Consider the following 16,099-nt stretch of genomic DNA (forward strand, 5'->3'; position numbering starts at 1 on the left):
GCCGCACGGCGTGGCCCCAGTTCGCCTGTTTTCTGTGTATAGTTTCATATGGTTTTGTTTCGTGCCCTTGGCCTTTTTCTCTTAGCCGCCTTCCTGGTTTTTCTACCCACCGGCAAGGTTACAGCTCAGAATGTGCTGGGCGGACGATTGGATGCGTTGGCCGGCACACCCGATAATCCTTTGAAAGTTGGCGTCGGCATTCGCATCGACCAGATCACCGGAGTTGACCAAAAGGCCGAGAACTATGGCGCCGTTGTCGTCTTGCGCGTTGAATGGACCGACCCCTCCTTGGCCTTTGATCGCGAGGAAGCTGGGCGCGAAATCCGGGTGTTCAGCCCGCCGGACCTTGCCGATCATGCCGCCGACATCGGAGCCATCCTGCCTGCGTTTGTCATCCATAACCAGCAGTCCAACAAGTGGATACACGAGTCTGCGGCGTCGCTGCGCTATGACGGGCGTGTTGTGTATGTCGAGAAGTCCTCGTTGACTTTACAGGCCCCCCACTTCGATTTTCGTAAATACCCCTTCGACACGCAGGACTTCTACTTTGAGGTCGTTTCGATCTTTCCGTCTGAATATGTGTCTTACTACCCGATGGAGGAATATTCGGGTCTGGGTGATCTGTTGGGTGAGGAAGAATGGATCCTTGGGAATGCCCGGATTCAGCATTCGACCGTTATCGGCCTATCAGGTCGCGAAAGCGATCAAGTCGCTCTGGCTTTCCAAGGGAACCGACATCTGACTTATTACGTGATCCGGGTTTTCCTGCCGATGCTGGTGTTGATAACCGTCGGTTGGGCATTGTTTTTCTTGGATGAATACCGTCGTCGGATTGAAATCGCCGGGGGTAACCTGCTGGTCTTTGTGGCCTTCAACTGGGCGATATCCGCGGATTTGCCCAAGCTGGGCTATCTGACTTTCCTAGACTTTGTTCTTCAGTGCATGTTCCTGATGACTGGGGCGCTGATCGTGTTCAATGTGGCTTTGCGCAAAATGAAAGTCTTAGGTCGTGAAGACGGAGCCAGAATGCTGGACAACTACGCGATCAAGTGGATTTACCCACTGGGCTATGCCGCCATCGTCGCCTACGCGGTTTTTGCTTACCTTCTGGTGCCTTAGAAGCTGGACCCGCGCGGTATGTGAGCCTAACGTGGCCCCAATGCTGCGCTATACCATCAAACGCCTGATTTCGTTGCTGATAAGCTTGGCCGTTGCTTCGGTTGTCATCTTTGCGGTGATCGAGGTTGCGCCAGGTGACCCTGCCTCGTTCATGTTGGGAGTGAATGCACAAGAGGATACACTGGCTGCACTTCGGGCCGAGCTGGGGTTAGATGGCTCAAAGGTGCAGCGCTACCTGAGCTGGGTTGGCGGTATGATGGTCGGAGATTTTGGCACTTCGTACACCTATCGCACACCTGTGGCGCAGATGATTTCAGATCGGCTGTGGGTTTCTTTGCCCCTGGCGCTGTATGCGTTGACGTTGTCCACTCTGATCGCCTTTCCCGCCGGTATCTACGCCGCTGCACGCCGGGGCAAACCGGGCGATCTGACGGTTATGGGCGTAACACAGCTCGGCGTTGCGGTGCCAAATTTTTGGTTTGCCATGATGTTGGTGCTGATCTTTGCGATCAATCTGCGCTGGTTCAATGCCGGCGGGTTCGCGGGCTGGGAGAACGGTATTTGGACAGGCCTGCATTCCCTGACTTTGCCTGCAATTGCTCTTGCCTTGCCGCAGGCGGCCATTCTGGCGCGTGTTATGCGGTCTTCACTGTTGGACATTTTGGGCGAGGATTTCATGCGCACGGCCCGCGCCAAAGGTCTGTCCCGTCGACAGGCACTGTGGCGGCATGGGGTGCGCAACGCATTGATCCCTGTGCTGACTATCATCGGGCTTCAATTTTCGTTTCTGCTTGCTGGCTCAATCATCATCGAGCAGGTTTTCTACCTTCCCGGCCTTGGACGGCTGGTGTTTCAGGCGATTTCTGCCCGTGACCTGATCGTGGTGGAATCCGTCGTAATGCTGCTGGTTTTCGCCGTCATCACAGTGAATTTTCTAGTTGATCTGGCTTATGCCGCTGTCGATCCCCGGCTGAGGAACCGGACATGAGCCGCAACCTGATCCTTGGCACCGTTTTGTCGTCGCTGGTTCTGTTGGCGGCCGTGGTGTCCTTTGTTTGGACTCCCTATGACTACGCCGCCTTGGACATCCCTAACAAACTTCAGCCACCCAATGCGCAACATTGGTTCGGGACGGATCATTTCGGCCGAGACATGTTCTCGATGATCATGGTTGGTGCGCGAACGTCGATTGCGGTGGCGCTGGTTGCAGTGGGTATTGGTATGGCGCTGGGCGTGCCGCTTGGACTATCCGCAGCGGCGCACAAGGGGTCGTGGCTGGATGAGTTGATCATGCGCGGCAACGACCTGGTGTTTGCCTTCCCCTCGCTGGTCATTGCCATCCTGATCACCGCCGTTTTCGGTGCGGGGGCAATCAATGCCATTATCGCGATCGGTATCTTTAACATCCCCGTCTTCGCCCGCATCACCCGCGGTGCCGCGTTATCGCTGTGGGAGCGGGAGTTCATCCTTGCCGCGCGTGTTTCCGGTAAGGGCGCGGCGCGCATATCGGCAGAGCATATTCTACCGAATGTCGCGAACCTGCTTATCGTGCAGGGGACCATTCAGTTCTCGCTGGGGATACTGGCCGAGGCCGGTCTTTCTTATGTCGGGCTGGGCGCACAGCCGCCCACGCCAAGCTGGGGCCGGATGCTGGCGGATGCGCAGACAATGGTCAGTTTTGCTCCGCATTTGGCTCTGATTCCGGGGCTTGCGATCATTGTCACGGTGTTGGGCCTTAACCTGTTGGGCGACGGTTTGAGGGATTGGCTGGACCCCAGGATAAGGGTGGCTCGGACATGAGTTTGTTGCAGATTAAAAACCTGTCGCTGTCCATTCACGGCGCGAATATCCTGAAGCAGGTCAATCTATCCATCGCACCGGGTCAGATTGTTGCTGTCACGGGGGAGAGTGGTTCGGGTAAGTCGATGACCGCTCTGGCCGTGATGCAATTGTTACCGGGTGGAGCAGAAACTCAGGGTGCGATCCGGTTGGATGGTCAAGATCTGCTGGACCGCACCGAAGTCGAGATGTGTGCCCTGCGTGGCGTGTCGATTGGGATGGTGTTTCAAGAGCCCATGACGGCGCTCAATCCGGTTAAAACGATTGGCGGTCAGGTTATGGAGACGATCCTGATCCACAAAGCAATGCCCCGTTTACAAGCCGTGCAGCGCGCGCAAGAGGTGTTGACCCGCGTTGGCTTGCCACCGGATCGTTTTCCTCTTTCGCGCTATCCGCACGAGTTGTCCGGAGGACAGCGGCAACGCGTGGTGATCGCAATGGCCATCGCTCTGCGTCCCAAACTGCTGATCGCGGATGAACCGACAACGGCGTTGGATGTCACAACACAGGCGCAAATCCTCGACCTGCTCAAAGGGTTGGTGCGAGAGTTTGGCATGGGATTGCTGATGATCACACACGATCTGGCAGTTGTTGCCGATATGGCTGATCAGATCGTTGTAATGCGCAACGGCGAGGTGGTTGAAAGCGGCGCGACGCGAGAACTGCTGCAAAACATGAAACACCCTTACACTCAGATGTTGTTCGAAGCGTCGGGTCATCAGGTGGTGCTGCCTCAACCGCCAGCGCCCAAACCTCTGCTTGAGGTGACAAATGTCGTCCGCAATTATCGTCTTCCTCGCAAAGGGTTGCTCGACAAGCCGGGCCATCACCTTGCGGTGGATGGGGTCAGTTTTACCCTGAACCGCGGAGAGCGTCTGGGCTTGGTTGGAGAGTCCGGTTGTGGAAAATCGACCCTAACACGGGCTATTTTAGGGCTTGAAGAAGTGCAGGGTGGCGACATTCGCCTGGATGGGCAACCCGTGTTTTCGGGTCACAAGCCCAATCTGGCCGTACGTCGTAAGATGCAGGTGGTCTTTCAGGACCCTTATGGCAGCTTTAACCCCCGCCATCGGGTTGCCCGACTGATCACCGAGCCATTTCACCTGCTGGAAGACCCGCCGAAAGGGTCGGAACGTACAGATCGCATCGCTGAGATGCTGAAAGCCGTGGGCCTGCGGCCCGAGGACGCGGACAAGTATATCCACGAGTTTTCGGGCGGACAGCGGCAGCGTATCGCTATCGCTCGCGCCCTGATCATTCGACCCGAACTGATCCTGTTTGACGAGGCTGTCTCGGCCTTGGATGTGTCGGTCAGGTCACAGATTTTGGATCTTATGGCCGAACTTTGCGCCGCCTACGACCTGACCTATCTGTTTATCAGTCATGACCTGAGTGTCGTTCGCACCGTTACAGACCGCGTAATGGTCATGCAGTCGGGTAGAATTGTAGAACAGGGTCAGACGGACCAAGTCTTTAACAACCCGCAGCACGCTTACACCCGGAAACTGATTCAAGCTGCGCCCACCTTGCCGGAGCTCGGCAGCCGGGTGGCCTAAAGCCTTTTATTAGAGCCTAAATGGAGGTCCACATGTCTAACTCTTTATGGTTCAATCCAGCACTTTGCCTGATCAACGGATCGTGGGTCAGGGCTGCGGATAACGCAGAATTGTCGTTGATTAACCCGTCGGACGGGTCCGAGATCTGCAGAATCGCGCGTGGCAAAGCGGGAGATATCGATTCTGCGGTCTCAGCAGCCCAAGCTGCATTGGAGGGGGATTGGGGGCGCAAAACGGCCTTAGAGCGCGGACGGATTCTGATCCGCCTCGGGCAGTTGGTGCTCGAGCGTGTTGATGATCTGGCGCAGATCGAAGCGATGGATGTGGGCAAACCGTTGACGCAGGCACGCGCGGACGCAGTGGCCTTGGCGCGATACTGTGAGTTCTACGGCGGTGCGGCTGACAAAGTGATGGGCGAAACGATCCCCTATCTGGACGGTTACACCGTTTATACTCTGCGCGAACCGCACGGAGTGACAGGCCACATCGTACCGTGGAACTATCCAATGCAGATCATCGGTCGCTCGGTCGGGGCGGCGTTGGCGATGGGTAATGCCTGTGTGTTGAAACCAGCCGAAGAAGCTTGTCTGACCGCGTTGGCCTTTGCCCACTTGGCGCAACAAGCCGGTCTGCCTGCCGGCGCATTGAACGTGGTGCCCGGTTTGGGGGCTGAGGCTGGAGCAGCACTGTCGGCGCATCCCGGTGTCAACCATATCTCATTCACGGGTTCGGTTGCGACCGGTGCACTGGTGCAGCAGGCTGCGGGGCGCAATGTTGTCCCGGTGACGCTTGAGTTGGGCGGGAAATCTCCGCAACTGGTGTTTGATGATGCTGATCTGGACGCAGCGCTACCGTTCTTGGTGAACGCGGGCATTCAAAACGCCGGGCAGACTTGTTCGGCTTCATCACGGATATTGGTGCAACGCGGGGTTTACGATCAGGTCAAAACCCGCATGGCAGCCGCGTATGCCGACTTGTCCGTCGGCCCAGCGCAAGAGGACTTGCGCGTTGGCCCTCTGATCTCGACCCGGCAGAAAGAGATCGTTTCGGGATTTCTGGATCGGGGATTTGACCTGAATATAGCGGGGCAGGGTAGGATCGTTGATAATGCTCCGTCCGAAGGTGCTTATGTGCGGCCCACTCTTTTCGCAGACGTTCCGCCAGATCACCCGCTGGCCAGAGAAGAGATTTTCGGCCCGGTTCAGGTTCTGATCCCTTTCGATACCGAAGACGAAGCTGTTCAGATCGCGAATTCCACCGATTACGGGTTGGTTGCAAGCATCTGGACCCTCGATGGTGCACGGCAGATGCGGTTGGCGAAAAAACTGCGCTCGGGTCAGGTGTTCATCAACAACTACGGCGCAGGAGGAGGCGTCGAACTTCCCTTTGGTGGGGTCGGCAAATCGGGGCACGGCCGCGAGAAAGGGTTCGAAGCCCTGTATGGGTTTTCACAGGTTAAAACTGTTGCTGCACACCATGGTTAGAGCCTAAACAATCACCTCGATCGCTTCCTGTGCCCCCACTCCAAACACCCGTTTGTAGCGTTCGATCTCGTCCGTGGGGCCCATGGCCTTTTCAGGATTATCCGACAGTTTCACGGTTGGTCGGCCATTGGCAGATACCGCCTTGCAAACCAATGAAAATGGCGCCAGCGCGTCGTTCGGAACCAACCCGCGGAAGTCATTGGTAAGCAAAGTGCCCCAACCAAACGAGACTTTGGTGCGCCCTGCGAATTGGCTGTGCAATTCCTGAATTTTGTCCACGTCCAGCCCGTCGGAAAAAATCACCCGTTTTTGCGTCGGATCTTCGCCGCGGGATTCCCACCATTTGATGGCGCGCTCTGCACCTGCAGCAGGGTCGCCACTGTCGACGCGAATACCAGTCCAGCCCGCCAACCAATCTGGTGCACGATCCAGGAATCCTTGTGTGCCATACGTGTCTGGCAGGATAATACGGAGGTTACCCTCGTGCTCATCGTGCCAGTCGCTTAGCACGTCATAGGGGGCTTGGGCTAACTCAGCATCTGTCTCTGCCAGGGCGGAGTAAACCATAGGCAATTCATGGGCATTTGTGCCGATTGCTTCGACCTCGCGACGCATCGCGATCAAACAGTTCGAAGTGCCAGAGAATGCGGGGCCTAGCCCTTCGATCATCGCCTGTACACACCAATCCTGCCACAGAAAGGAATGGCGTCGGCGCGTGCCGAAATCTGCGATGCCCAGGCCGTTAATCTTGCGCAGCCGCTCTATTTTCTCCCACACGCGGGTCATTGCGCGGGCATAAAGCACCTGAAGCTCGAACCGACGCATGTCGTTCAGAACGGCACGCGAGCGTAATTCCATCAGCACCGCAAGGGCTGGAATTTCCCACAGCATCACCTCGTGCCACTTACCTTCAAAGGTCAGTTCGTACTGATCTCCTTTGCGTTCAAGGTGATATGGCGGCAGGCGCAAGTTCTCGAACCATTCCATGAAATCCGAGCGGAACATCTGGCGTTTGCCGTAGAATGTATTGCCCCGCAGCCAGGTGCTTTCACCACGGCTGAGGCTCAGTGAACGGATGTGATCCAGCTGTTCACGCAGTTCCCCTTCGTCGATCAGGTTCGCCAAAGGAATGTGATTCGATCTGTTGATCAGGGAAAAAGCCACATCCGTTTGGGGCTTATTTCGAAACACTGACTGGCACATCAGCAGTTTGTAGAAGTCTGTGTCGATTAAAGACCGTACAATCGGGTCAATCTTCCATTTATGATTGTACACTCGTGTCGCAATATCGACCATGGGGAACTCCTGCGATTTCCGTTGTTAGATCAATAGGTGCTTGGAATGGCAAGAGTCGCTAGATTGAAGACAATGACAAGGTCAGGTCACATTGCGAGCATATTGTGTGATCTTTTGGCGGATTAGTGGTTAAGAGGGGACGGAATAGCAAGGTTAAGTCAGTGAATGGTTCTCGAGTACGATTTTGACATAGTAACAATTGACCCGAAGGGGGGCAAAGCTGCGTCTGCGCAGTCTTCCGGGGCCGTGCAAGCGGTGTTTCGTGACGATCGAGCAGCAGAAGCGCTGCGGGCGGCGTCTCCGAAAATCCGCTGGATGTTCGAAGATGCCGGTTTTGGTCTGGAAACCAGCAAGAACGATATTCCACACGGGTTCTACCGGCCGCAGGATGAACTGGACCGGGATCGTATACTGCGCATCTTGTTTACCAACATCAAACATTTAGGCCTCAAGGGCGAAGCCCCCGGCGAATTCGATCTTTGGCAATTTCTGGACGAAATCAAAACGGCTCAGCCTCAGGCCGAAGCAGTTCCCGAAGTGCAGAAGCAGATGCCAAAGCTGTCCACAAACGGAAAACCCAAAAGACGGAGCATCCAAGGGCGCATCGGTATTGCGCTTGGATTGGCAGTGATCCTGATCTTCATCTTAAGGTATCTGGCAGCAGCTGGCGTAACGCCTTAGGCTAGGCGAACTCCGGCGGTACGCATCGCGGTTTCGGCGGTTGCCAGCGATCCATCCAGATCAATGGCACGGCATGCCTCCATCTCAACAGTCACGTCAAACCCCAGGCGAGCGGCGTCGACGGCCGAAAAATGCACACAGAAATCAGTCGCAAGCCCGACCATCGTGAGCTGGTCAATGCCACGCGTTTTCAAATAACCCTCAAGGCCCGTCGGCGTGGTTTGGTCGTTTTCGAAAAACGCAGAATAGCTGTCGATAGCACTGCGGAAACCTTTGCGGATAATCAGATCTCCGTTTGTGCGAAGATCGGGGTGGAATGCTGCCCCTTGGCTACCCTGTATGCAATGGTCTGGCCAAAGAACCTGCGGGCCATAGGGCATCTGGATCAAATCAAAGGGGCTTTTGCCGGAATGAGAGCTGGCAAAAGAAGAGTGCCCGGCCGGGTGCCAATCCTGCGTCAGGATCACGGCGTCAAAGTCGTCCATCATGGCGTTGATGGGGGCAACGATCTCATCTCCTCCGGGTACGGCCAGCGCGCCGCCGGGGCAGAAATCGTTCTGAACGTCGATTACAAGCAGGGCATGCGGCATCGTTGTCTCCTCGGGTTCTCTGTATCGGTACGAGGCAAGACAGGGGGCGTCAATCCGTTCCCTTGCGACTCTGTGGCTGGGGGTTTAGACCGCGCGCATGTATACAATCGCTGCTCTCTATCACTTCACCCGTTTTGCTGACCATACCGCGCTGCGCGATCCTTTGTTGGAGCTTTGCCGTGCGCAATCGGTCAAAGGTACCTTGCTGCTGGCGCAAGAGGGGATCAATGGCACAATCGCCGGCCCTCGCGCTGGGATCGACGCGGTGTTGGCTCACATCCGTGCGCTTCCGGGTTGTTCAGATCTGGAGTGGAAAGAGGCGACCAGCGACCACCCGCCCTTTGGCAAGATGAAGGTGCGTCTGAAGAAAGAGATCGTGACCATGGGCCAGCCGGATGTCGATCCGCGCGCCAAGGTTGGTAACTATGTTGAGCCTGAAGAATGGAACGATCTTATCCGTTCTGACGATGTTGTGGTGATCGATACTCGCAACGATTACGAAGTGGCGATTGGTACCTTTGAGGGCGCAATAGACCCTGAAACTGCAAGTTTCCGCGAATTCCCAACCTGGTGGGAAGAAAACAAAGACCGGTTTCACAATAAACGTGTAGCTATGTTCTGCACTGGTGGTATCCGGTGCGAGAAGTCCACCAACTACTTGCTCGGCCAAGGGGTCGAGGATGTCTATCACCTGAAGGGTGGTATTCTGCGCTATCTCGAGGAAATGCCCGCTGACGATAGCACCTGGCAAGGTGAATGCTTTGTGTTCGATAACCGCGTGTCTGTCGGTCATGGGTTGGTCGAAGGACCGCACAAGCTGTGCCACGGGTGCCGTCGCCCAATTCTGCCAGAGGATGTGAAGCGTCCGGAATATGAGCATGGTGTTTCGTGCCATCGTTGCGTTGATGAGACCTCTGAAGCCGACAAAACGCGTTTCCGCGAACGGCAGAAGCAGATTCTGCTGGCGCGTCAGCGCGGACAGGAGCATATGGGCGCCGAGTAAGCCGCTCCGCAATTTCGGTTGCGGCAACGTATTGGAATTCGGATAGTTCAGGCGATATCAGCGTGTTGGAGCCTCTATGTCCCGCAAGCCCACGACCTTGGAAGAATGGAAGTCGACTCTGTTGGCAGCAGCCGGCATGGTCATTGCCAGTTTCTTGGCTTGGTTTGGGCTATCGCGCCTTAACGAAGCCGCCGCCGGGGACACAATCGGTACCATTGCATCGGTAGGACTGGTGCTGTGGATCGTTTCTCAGTCCTGGTTTTACATGACACAGGTGAAATCGCCGCGCCGGCTTTTGTTTTTGATGGGCGTGTCCTTCATCCAAGTTGTCCCATTTCTGTTCGCCGCCGCCTATGGTGCGTTTGGATACACTGACAACTGCGTGTTTGGGGCTGAGGGACCGGCTGACATCCTCTATTTTTCATACGTAACTTTCACCACGGTCGGATACGGGGACATGTCTCCAACCGGTCTGTGCCGCGGCCTAGCTGTGACTGAGGCCGTTACAGGGTATATCCTGTTGGGGATGTTTGTTGCCGCAGCTGTGGCGCTGTACTCTCGAACACACACGCATGATTAGACCCTAAATAAGTGCTATTTGTTCTGATCAATCCAACGCGACATCATTTGTCTGTCGTGGAAACACTCGGATGGGATCGGTCTGCGTTTGCTACGTGAAATGCGTTCCGCAAAAGCGACTTGCTTGCCTGAGGGATAGTTGGCAAAGGGCGAATGGTCCTCTTGCTTATGTGCTGAAATCCAGGCTGACATCGCGCGCCGGTCGCGTCGTGCCTCGACTGGAATCTCTAGTGCGGACTGCTCTGCGATTGCGCGGGCATACCGCATCTGCCGATCTGTTGCAGGCAAAAGGTGATAGTCATTTGACGGGCCGCTCAGGGCGGTATTTCGCAAGTGTTGGGCCATCGGTTGATCCTCTGACTGTGTAGAACATAAATGGAACATTAACCTTTCATTTCAAGGGTAGGCCCTTGTGAGTCGGCAGAAACTCGCCATTGCCGGCTTTTATTGACTGGCTAATCAATAAAAGCTAAATCCCTTCGCAACGCACTCTTATCCCTTGCGCGCAAGGATCATCCGAACAGAAAAGGACGCGGCATGAAGTTTCAGCCCAAGGCCAGCCATTTCATCAACGGCGAATATGTCGAAGATACCAACGGCGCCCCCATTGACGTCATCTATCCGGCCACAGGCGAAGTCATCGCGCGGCTGCATTCCGCCACGCCAGAAATTATAAATCAGGCTCTAAATAGTGCAAAAGCGGCCCAAGCTGAGTGGGCTGCAATGTCCGGTACTGAACGTGGCCGTGTTCTGCGCCGTGCTGCGGACATCATGCGCGAGCGCAACCACGAGCTTTCGATTCTGGAAACCCACGACACCGGCAAACCTTTGCAGGAAACGCTGGTGGCCGATGCAACCAGCGGTGCTGATGCGCTGGAGTATTTCGGAGGGCTGACGGCTTCGCTGACAGGTGAGCACATCCCGTTGGGCGGTGGTGACTTCGTCTATACTATCCGCGAGGCGCTGGGCGTCTGTGTTGGTATCGGTGCATGGAACTATCCGACCCAGATCGCCTGCTGGAAAGGTGCGCCTGCACTTGCGTGTGGCAACACGATGATTTTCAAACCGTCCGAGACCACTCCTTTGTCCGCGCTGAAGGTGGCCGAGATTCTGATCGAAGCCGGAGCCCCCAAAGGCGTATACAACGTGGTGCAAGGCTATGGCGATGTTGGTGCGTCTCTGGTGACCGACCAACGCGTGGCCAAAGTCTCGTTGACCGGGTCGGTGCCGACGGGCCGCAAGGTCTATGCCGCTGCGGCCGAAGGTATGAAGCACGTGACTATGGAACTGGGCGGTAAGTCCCCGATGATCGTGTTCGACGACGCTGATATCGAAAACGCCGTTTCCGGCGCGATTCTGGGGAACTTCTATTCTTCGGGTCAGGTGTGCTCGAACGGCACCCGCGTTTTTGTCCAGAAAGGCATCAAGGAACAGTTCCTCGCCCGCCTGTCCGAACGTTTGGCGACCGCAAAAATCGGCGATCCGCTGGATGAAGAGGTCAATTTCGGTCCCATGGTCAGCGAAAACCAGATGAACATCGCGCTGAGTTATATCGAAAAGGGTAAAGCCGAAGGCGCCCGTCTGGTTTACGGTGGAGAGCGCATCGACGGCGACGGCTTCTACATGCAGCCCACTGTCTTTGCCGACGTCACGGACGACATGACCATCGCACGCGAGGAAATCTTTGGCCCGGTCATGTCAGTTCTCGACTTCGAAACCGAGGAAGAGGTTCTGGCCCGCGCCAATGACACCGAATTTGGTTTGGCGGCCGGTGTTTTCACCAACGATCTGACCCGCGCCCACCGCATCGTAGCCGGGTTCGAAGCAGGCACCTGCTATATCAACACCTACAACCTCGCCCCGGTTGAGGCTCCGTTCGGCGGGTCCAAGATGTCGGGCGTCGGTCGCGAGAACTCAAAACTGGCGATCAACCACTTCAGCGAGATGAAGACGGTCTATGTCTCGATGAACGACGTCGAGGCGCCCTACTGATCAAAACCGGCTATGCATGCTCTGTTCCCGACATTTCACGTCGGGAACAGAGCATAAGCCGTCTTTGACCTGTGGCTGACTTTCCTGAAAGGGCCCATGTGCCCGCCAGCAGGAGGTCAGCTCATGAAAACCCACGCTCAGGCCGTTGTAATCGGAGGCGGCCTTGTTGGCTGTTCGATCCTCTATCATTTGGCCAAGCTTGGCTGGACCGATGTGGTCTTGTTAGAGCGCGATGAATTGACGTCCGGCTCAACCTGGCACGCAGCCGCCAACATTCACGGACTGCACGACAACAACAACATCACGCGGATCCAGCATTATACGATGAACCTGTATAAAGAGCTGGAAAAGGAAACCGGCCAGGGCTGCGGTGTGTTTCAATCTGGTTCGCTCTATCTGGCGCAAACCCAAGACCGAGAGCACCAGCTACGGCTACAAGAGGCCAAGGCCAAGTTCTATGGCCTGAATTTCTATGAGATCAGCCGCGAACAGGCGACGGAATTGCATCCGCTGGCACAGTTCGATGACATCCGTTGCATCATGTTCGAACCCGATGGCGGCAATGTTGACCCATCTGGTGTGACCCATGCCTATGCCGCCGGAGCTCGTGCTCTTGGGGCCACGATTGAGAGGTTTTGCCCTGTAATAGGGACTGATCAACAGCCTGATGGTTCTTGGATCGTGCGTACTGAAAAAGGTGATATTCACACACAGTGGGTGGTAAACGCAGGCGGCCTTTGGGGGCGTGAGGTGGCCGCGATGGCCGGGATCGAACTGCCGCTACAACCGACCGAACACCAGTACTTCGTTACCGAGGCTATCGATGAAGTTGCCAATCTGGGTCGCCGCCTGCCATCGATCGCTGACCGGGACGGAGAGTACTACTTCCGGCAGGAAGGCAACGGCCTGCTGATCGGTGCCTATGAGAAGGACATGCGGTTCTGGGCTGAAAACGGCACCCCACTGGATTTCGCCCATGACCTGTTCCCGGACGATCTGGACCGCATTATGGAAAACGTCATCCGCGCTACTGAACGTGTGCCGGTGGCGGCTACGGCCGGCGTTAAGAGGGTGATCAACGGGCCAATGATCTGGTCTCCGGACTCCAACGCAATCTGGGGACCAGTGCCAGAATTGAAAAACTACTTCTGTTGCACAGGTATTATTCCGGGGTTCTCTCAATCCGGTGGTCTGGGATTGCTGTCCGCGCAATGGATGATCGAGGGTGAACCTCAATACGACATGTTCGCTTGGGACTTGGCGCGATTTGGTGACTGGGCGGACAAGGCATTTACCAAAGCACGGGTCGAGGATGTGTACACACACCGCTTTGCCATCCACTTCCCCAACGAAGAACGAAGTGCAGGCCGTCCAGCGCGTGTGCGCCCGGCCTACCAGATGCAAAAGGACATGGGCTGTGTCTTTGGGCTGAACTGTGGTTGGGAGCACCCTCTTTGGTTCGCCGACCAGTCCGGCGCCGTGGAAACCAACGGTTTCACCCGCCAGAATTGGTGGGAACCAGTGGGCCGCGAGGTGCAGATGCTGCGCGATCATGTGGGCGTTATCGATATCTCGAACTTCGCCAATTACGTGGTCAAGGGATCGGGGGCACATGATTGGCTGGATCGACTGGTCGCTAACCGGGTACCGACCGAGGTTGGACGTTCCTGCCTGACCCCTCTGATTTCAGTCCGCGGTGGCGTTGCAGGGGACTTCACCATTACCAAGGTCGCAGATGACGAATACATGATGATCGGCTCGGGTATGGCCGAGCGCTATCATCAGCGGTTCTTCAATATGGTCGATCTGCCCGCAGGGACCACCTTCGAAGTCGCCACCAACCGCATTGCGGGCTTCAACGTGGCTGGACCGAAATCCCGCGATCTGCTGCAGCGGCTGACCAATGCAGATTTGAGCAACGAGGCCTTCCGCTTCATGCGATCTCGTACGATCGAGGTCGCAGGTGTCACCTGCCTGGCCATACGCGTCAGTTTTACTGGTGATCTCGGCTGGGAATTGCACTGCGCTGAATCCGACCAAATTAGGCTCTATTCAGCGCTATTGGAGGCTGCAAAGGCTTTGGATGGTGGTCCAGTTGGTGGCCGCGCACTTGGATCTTTGCGTATTGAAAAGGGCTATGGATCATGGGGGCGCGAATATTCTCAGGAATACTGGCCGCAAGAGGTGGGGCTGGCTGGATTGATCAAGCTGGATAAGGACTTCCTAAACAAGGAAGCCTACCTAGCAATTAAGGACAATCCGGCACGCGAAGTTCTGTCGATCTTTGAAGTCGACACTGACGTGGCTGATGCCTCGGGTGGCGAGCCGATATTTGCCCCAAGCGGAGCGCCCGTTGGGCGTGTAACTTCGGGCGCGTATGGCTATTCGGTCGGCAAATCTTTGGCCATTGGGTATGCCGATCCCAAAGTTGCAAGCCCAGGGGATATGGTCGAAATCTATATTCTCGGCAAACCGCACACCGCAAGAATACTCGCGGCACCACCGTTTGATCCCGACGGCAACAGTCTGCGCGATCTCCAACCGGAGATGGAGGGAGCCTCGTGACTGATACCTTCGCTCGCGTTGCCGAATTTGCGCTGAACCGTACTGCTGATCAGATGCCGGACAGCGCAAAAGAGGCCGCCGCTCTGATGATGCTGGATACTATGGGTATTCTGATCGCCTCGGGGCCTATGGAGACCGGGGTGATCGCTCGCGACACAGCAGCGCTCCTCTATGCCAGTTCAGATCCGGCATACAGCTCGAGGATGGCGTTCGACGGCCGAATGGTTAGCATGGCTGGTGCTGCTTATGCAGGGGCGACCCAAACCGATAACCTGGATGGGCATGATGGTTACAACCCGACCAAAGGCCATATTGGCGTTGTAGTTCTACCCGCCTTGATGGCCTTGGCTGAGCAACGTCCAAACCTTACCGGTCCGGAAGCTCTCGCCGCAGTGATCATCGGGTATGAAACCGCTGGTCGTGCTGGAATCGCGCTGCACGCATCGGTCAGCGACTACCACACGTCCGGCGCATGGAACGCGTTGGGTGTTGTGGCGATGGCGGCGCGGATACGCGGCCATTCGCCAGAGCAGATGCGGCAAGCCATGGGAATTGCTGAGTATCACGGTCCTCGCAGTCAGATGATGCGCGAGATTGCGAACCCAACAATGTTGCATGATGGGTCGGGTTGGGGGGCAATGGTTGGCCTCTCTTCGGCTGTTTTGGCCGAACGCGGCTTTACAGGCGCGCCTGCCATAACAATTGAAGATTCTGCCGCTGAACCCCATTGGGCCGATCTGGGGAAATTTTGGCAGGTTGAACATCAATACGTGAAGCCTTACCCGATCTGTAGATGGGCCCATGCCGCAATTGACGCGGTGCGTGCTGTGATGCAACAGAATGACCTTAGCCATTCACAGGTTCGATCCATTCACATCCGAAGCTTCCATCAAGCGGCTTGTTTGTTCGGGGGAATGCCAGAGACGACCTCTCAGGCACAGTATTCGCTGCCCTTCGCGGTTGCTGTCCAGGCTATTTATGGTCGAATTGGGGTCGAACATATCTCGGGCGCCGGTTTGACCGATCCGGTGGTGGCGGATCTGATACCACGTATACATGTCGCAGAAAGCAATCAACACAACGCCCGGTTTCCTCAGGGTCGGTGGGCAGATGTTACCCTCGAAACCACAGAAGGGCATTTGTTAGAGTCTGATGATACCCATGCGCGAGGAGGGCCCGAGGCACCAATCACCCGCGATGAGGTCATTGAGAAATTCATGCAATTCGCGGCACCAGTTGTCGGAACGGACCGCGCCAGCGCGATCCGCCGTGTCATCCTGGGTTGGGTTGACGAAAGCGCAAGTTACGCCGACCTGGCGCCCTTGGTTTATGAACGAGCAAGTTGCTGAAAGGCCTACGTGTGACCGTGCCAGGTTTTAGCTCGGAGTGCGCAAA

At 56.1% G+C, this 16,099-nt stretch carries 14 protein-coding genes; 11 read left to right on the forward strand and 3 right to left on the reverse strand.

The window, feature by feature from the left end; translation table 11 throughout:
* The first annotated feature begins 48 nt into the window (after positions 1–48).
* Genes ACR0EO_RS12155 through ACR0EO_RS12175 form a run of 5 tightly spaced genes read left to right on the forward strand, consistent with a single transcriptional unit; the run spans position 49 to position 5,998 of the window.
* Positions 49–1,119 (forward strand): ligand-gated ion channel, encoded by a 1,071-nt coding sequence (locus tag ACR0EO_RS12155; protein ID WP_480690220.1) that lies wholly within the window; start codon positions 49–51, stop codon positions 1,117–1,119.
* A gap of 40 nt (positions 1,120–1,159) precedes the next feature.
* Complete coding sequence (locus ACR0EO_RS12160; RefSeq protein ID WP_480690222.1) at positions 1,160–2,107, forward strand: ABC transporter permease; 948 nt, start codon at positions 1,160–1,162, stop codon at positions 2,105–2,107.
* Positions 2,104–2,919, forward strand: a complete 816-nt coding sequence (locus ACR0EO_RS12165; RefSeq protein ID WP_480690224.1) for an ABC transporter permease — start codon at positions 2,104–2,106, stop codon at positions 2,917–2,919. The genes ACR0EO_RS12160 and ACR0EO_RS12165 overlap by 4 nt, the downstream gene beginning before the upstream one ends.
* Complete coding sequence (locus ACR0EO_RS12170) at positions 2,916–4,514, forward strand: ABC transporter ATP-binding protein (protein WP_480690226.1); 1,599 nt, start codon at positions 2,916–2,918, stop codon at positions 4,512–4,514. The genes ACR0EO_RS12165 and ACR0EO_RS12170 overlap by 4 nt, the downstream gene beginning before the upstream one ends.
* A gap of 32 nt (positions 4,515–4,546) precedes the next feature.
* Complete coding sequence (locus tag ACR0EO_RS12175; RefSeq protein ID WP_480690228.1) at positions 4,547–5,998, forward strand: aldehyde dehydrogenase family protein; 1,452 nt, start codon at positions 4,547–4,549, stop codon at positions 5,996–5,998.
* Between the two features lie 3 nt (positions 5,999–6,001).
* Here ACR0EO_RS12175 and pncB read toward each other — a convergent pair whose 3' ends face one another.
* Entirely contained in the window at positions 6,002–7,294 is a 1,293-nt protein-coding gene (gene pncB / locus ACR0EO_RS12180; protein WP_480690230.1) for a nicotinate phosphoribosyltransferase, read from the reverse strand.
* A 165-nt stretch (positions 7,295–7,459) separates the two neighbouring features.
* On the opposite strand from pncB, the gene ACR0EO_RS12185 reads away from it, so the two are divergent.
* A complete protein-coding gene (locus ACR0EO_RS12185; protein ID WP_480690232.1) occupies positions 7,460–7,975 on the forward strand; it encodes a hypothetical protein in 516 nt (171 codons plus the stop codon).
* Here ACR0EO_RS12185 and pncA read toward each other — a convergent pair.
* The gene (gene pncA, locus ACR0EO_RS12190; RefSeq protein WP_480690233.1) at positions 7,972–8,565 is read right to left on the reverse strand and encodes a bifunctional nicotinamidase/pyrazinamidase; all 594 of its coding nucleotides are present in this window, start codon (positions 8,563–8,565) and stop codon (positions 7,972–7,974) included. The genes ACR0EO_RS12185 and pncA overlap by 4 nt on opposite strands.
* A 97-nt stretch (positions 8,566–8,662) precedes the next feature.
* Between pncA and trhO the strand changes: the two genes are divergently transcribed.
* Both trhO and ACR0EO_RS12200 read left to right on the forward strand, forming a co-directional pair.
* Positions 8,663–9,568, forward strand: coding sequence for an oxygen-dependent tRNA uridine(34) hydroxylase TrhO (gene trhO / locus ACR0EO_RS12195; RefSeq protein WP_480690235.1), 906 nt, complete (start codon positions 8,663–8,665; stop codon positions 9,566–9,568).
* A gap of 76 nt (positions 9,569–9,644) precedes the next feature.
* Entirely contained in the window at positions 9,645–10,148 is a 504-nt protein-coding gene (locus tag ACR0EO_RS12200) for an ion channel (RefSeq protein WP_480690237.1), read from the forward strand.
* Between the two features lie 14 nt (positions 10,149–10,162).
* On the opposite strand, the gene ACR0EO_RS12205 is transcribed toward ACR0EO_RS12200, so the two are convergent.
* Positions 10,163–10,492, reverse strand: coding sequence for a hypothetical protein (locus tag ACR0EO_RS12205; RefSeq protein ID WP_480690239.1), 330 nt, complete (start codon positions 10,490–10,492; stop codon positions 10,163–10,165).
* Positions 10,493–10,684: 192 nt separating this feature from the next.
* Here ACR0EO_RS12205 and betB point away from each other — a divergent pair, with 192 nt between their 5' ends.
* From betB to ACR0EO_RS12220, 3 genes are all read left to right on the forward strand, one after another.
* Positions 10,685–12,139: a betaine-aldehyde dehydrogenase gene (gene betB / locus ACR0EO_RS12210; protein ID WP_480690241.1), complete on the forward strand. Its 1,455-nt coding sequence runs from the start codon at positions 10,685–10,687 to the stop codon at positions 12,137–12,139.
* 123 nt (positions 12,140–12,262) lie between these two features.
* Positions 12,263–14,704 (forward strand): GcvT family protein, encoded by a 2,442-nt coding sequence (locus tag ACR0EO_RS12215; RefSeq protein ID WP_480690243.1) that lies wholly within the window; start codon positions 12,263–12,265, stop codon positions 14,702–14,704.
* The gene (locus ACR0EO_RS12220) at positions 14,701–16,053 is read left to right on the forward strand and encodes an MmgE/PrpD family protein (protein ID WP_480690245.1); all 1,353 of its coding nucleotides are present in this window, start codon (positions 14,701–14,703) and stop codon (positions 16,051–16,053) included. Before ACR0EO_RS12215 ends, ACR0EO_RS12220 begins: the two co-directional genes overlap by 4 nt.
* Positions 16,054–16,099 lie beyond the last annotated feature (46 nt).

The organism is Ruegeria sp. BE9 (genome assembly GCF_056538765.1).

Coding starts and splice junctions, on each gene's coding strand:
- ACR0EO_RS12155 (WP_480690220.1), top strand. CDS start 49: ATGGTTTTGTTTCGTGCCCTTGGCCTTTTTCTCTTAGCCGCCTTCCTG.
- ACR0EO_RS12160 (WP_480690222.1), top strand. CDS start 1,160: ATGCTGCGCTATACCATCAAACGCCTGATTTCGTTGCTGATAAGCTTG.
- ACR0EO_RS12165 (WP_480690224.1), top strand. CDS start 2,104: ATGAGCCGCAACCTGATCCTTGGCACCGTTTTGTCGTCGCTGGTTCTG.
- ACR0EO_RS12170 (WP_480690226.1), top strand. CDS start 2,916: ATGAGTTTGTTGCAGATTAAAAACCTGTCGCTGTCCATTCACGGCGCG.
- ACR0EO_RS12175 (WP_480690228.1), top strand. CDS start 4,547: ATGTCTAACTCTTTATGGTTCAATCCAGCACTTTGCCTGATCAACGGA.
- pncB (WP_480690230.1), bottom strand. CDS start 7,294: ATGGTCGATATTGCGACACGAGTGTACAATCATAAATGGAAGATTGAC.
- ACR0EO_RS12185 (WP_480690232.1), top strand. CDS start 7,460: ATGGTTCTCGAGTACGATTTTGACATAGTAACAATTGACCCGAAGGGG.
- pncA (WP_480690233.1), bottom strand. CDS start 8,565: ATGCCGCATGCCCTGCTTGTAATCGACGTTCAGAACGATTTCTGCCCC.
- trhO (WP_480690235.1), top strand. CDS start 8,663: ATGTATACAATCGCTGCTCTCTATCACTTCACCCGTTTTGCTGACCAT.
- ACR0EO_RS12200 (WP_480690237.1), top strand. CDS start 9,645: ATGTCCCGCAAGCCCACGACCTTGGAAGAATGGAAGTCGACTCTGTTG.
- ACR0EO_RS12205 (WP_480690239.1), bottom strand. CDS start 10,492: ATGGCCCAACACTTGCGAAATACCGCCCTGAGCGGCCCGTCAAATGAC.
- betB (WP_480690241.1), top strand. CDS start 10,685: ATGAAGTTTCAGCCCAAGGCCAGCCATTTCATCAACGGCGAATATGTC.
- ACR0EO_RS12215 (WP_480690243.1), top strand. CDS start 12,263: ATGAAAACCCACGCTCAGGCCGTTGTAATCGGAGGCGGCCTTGTTGGC.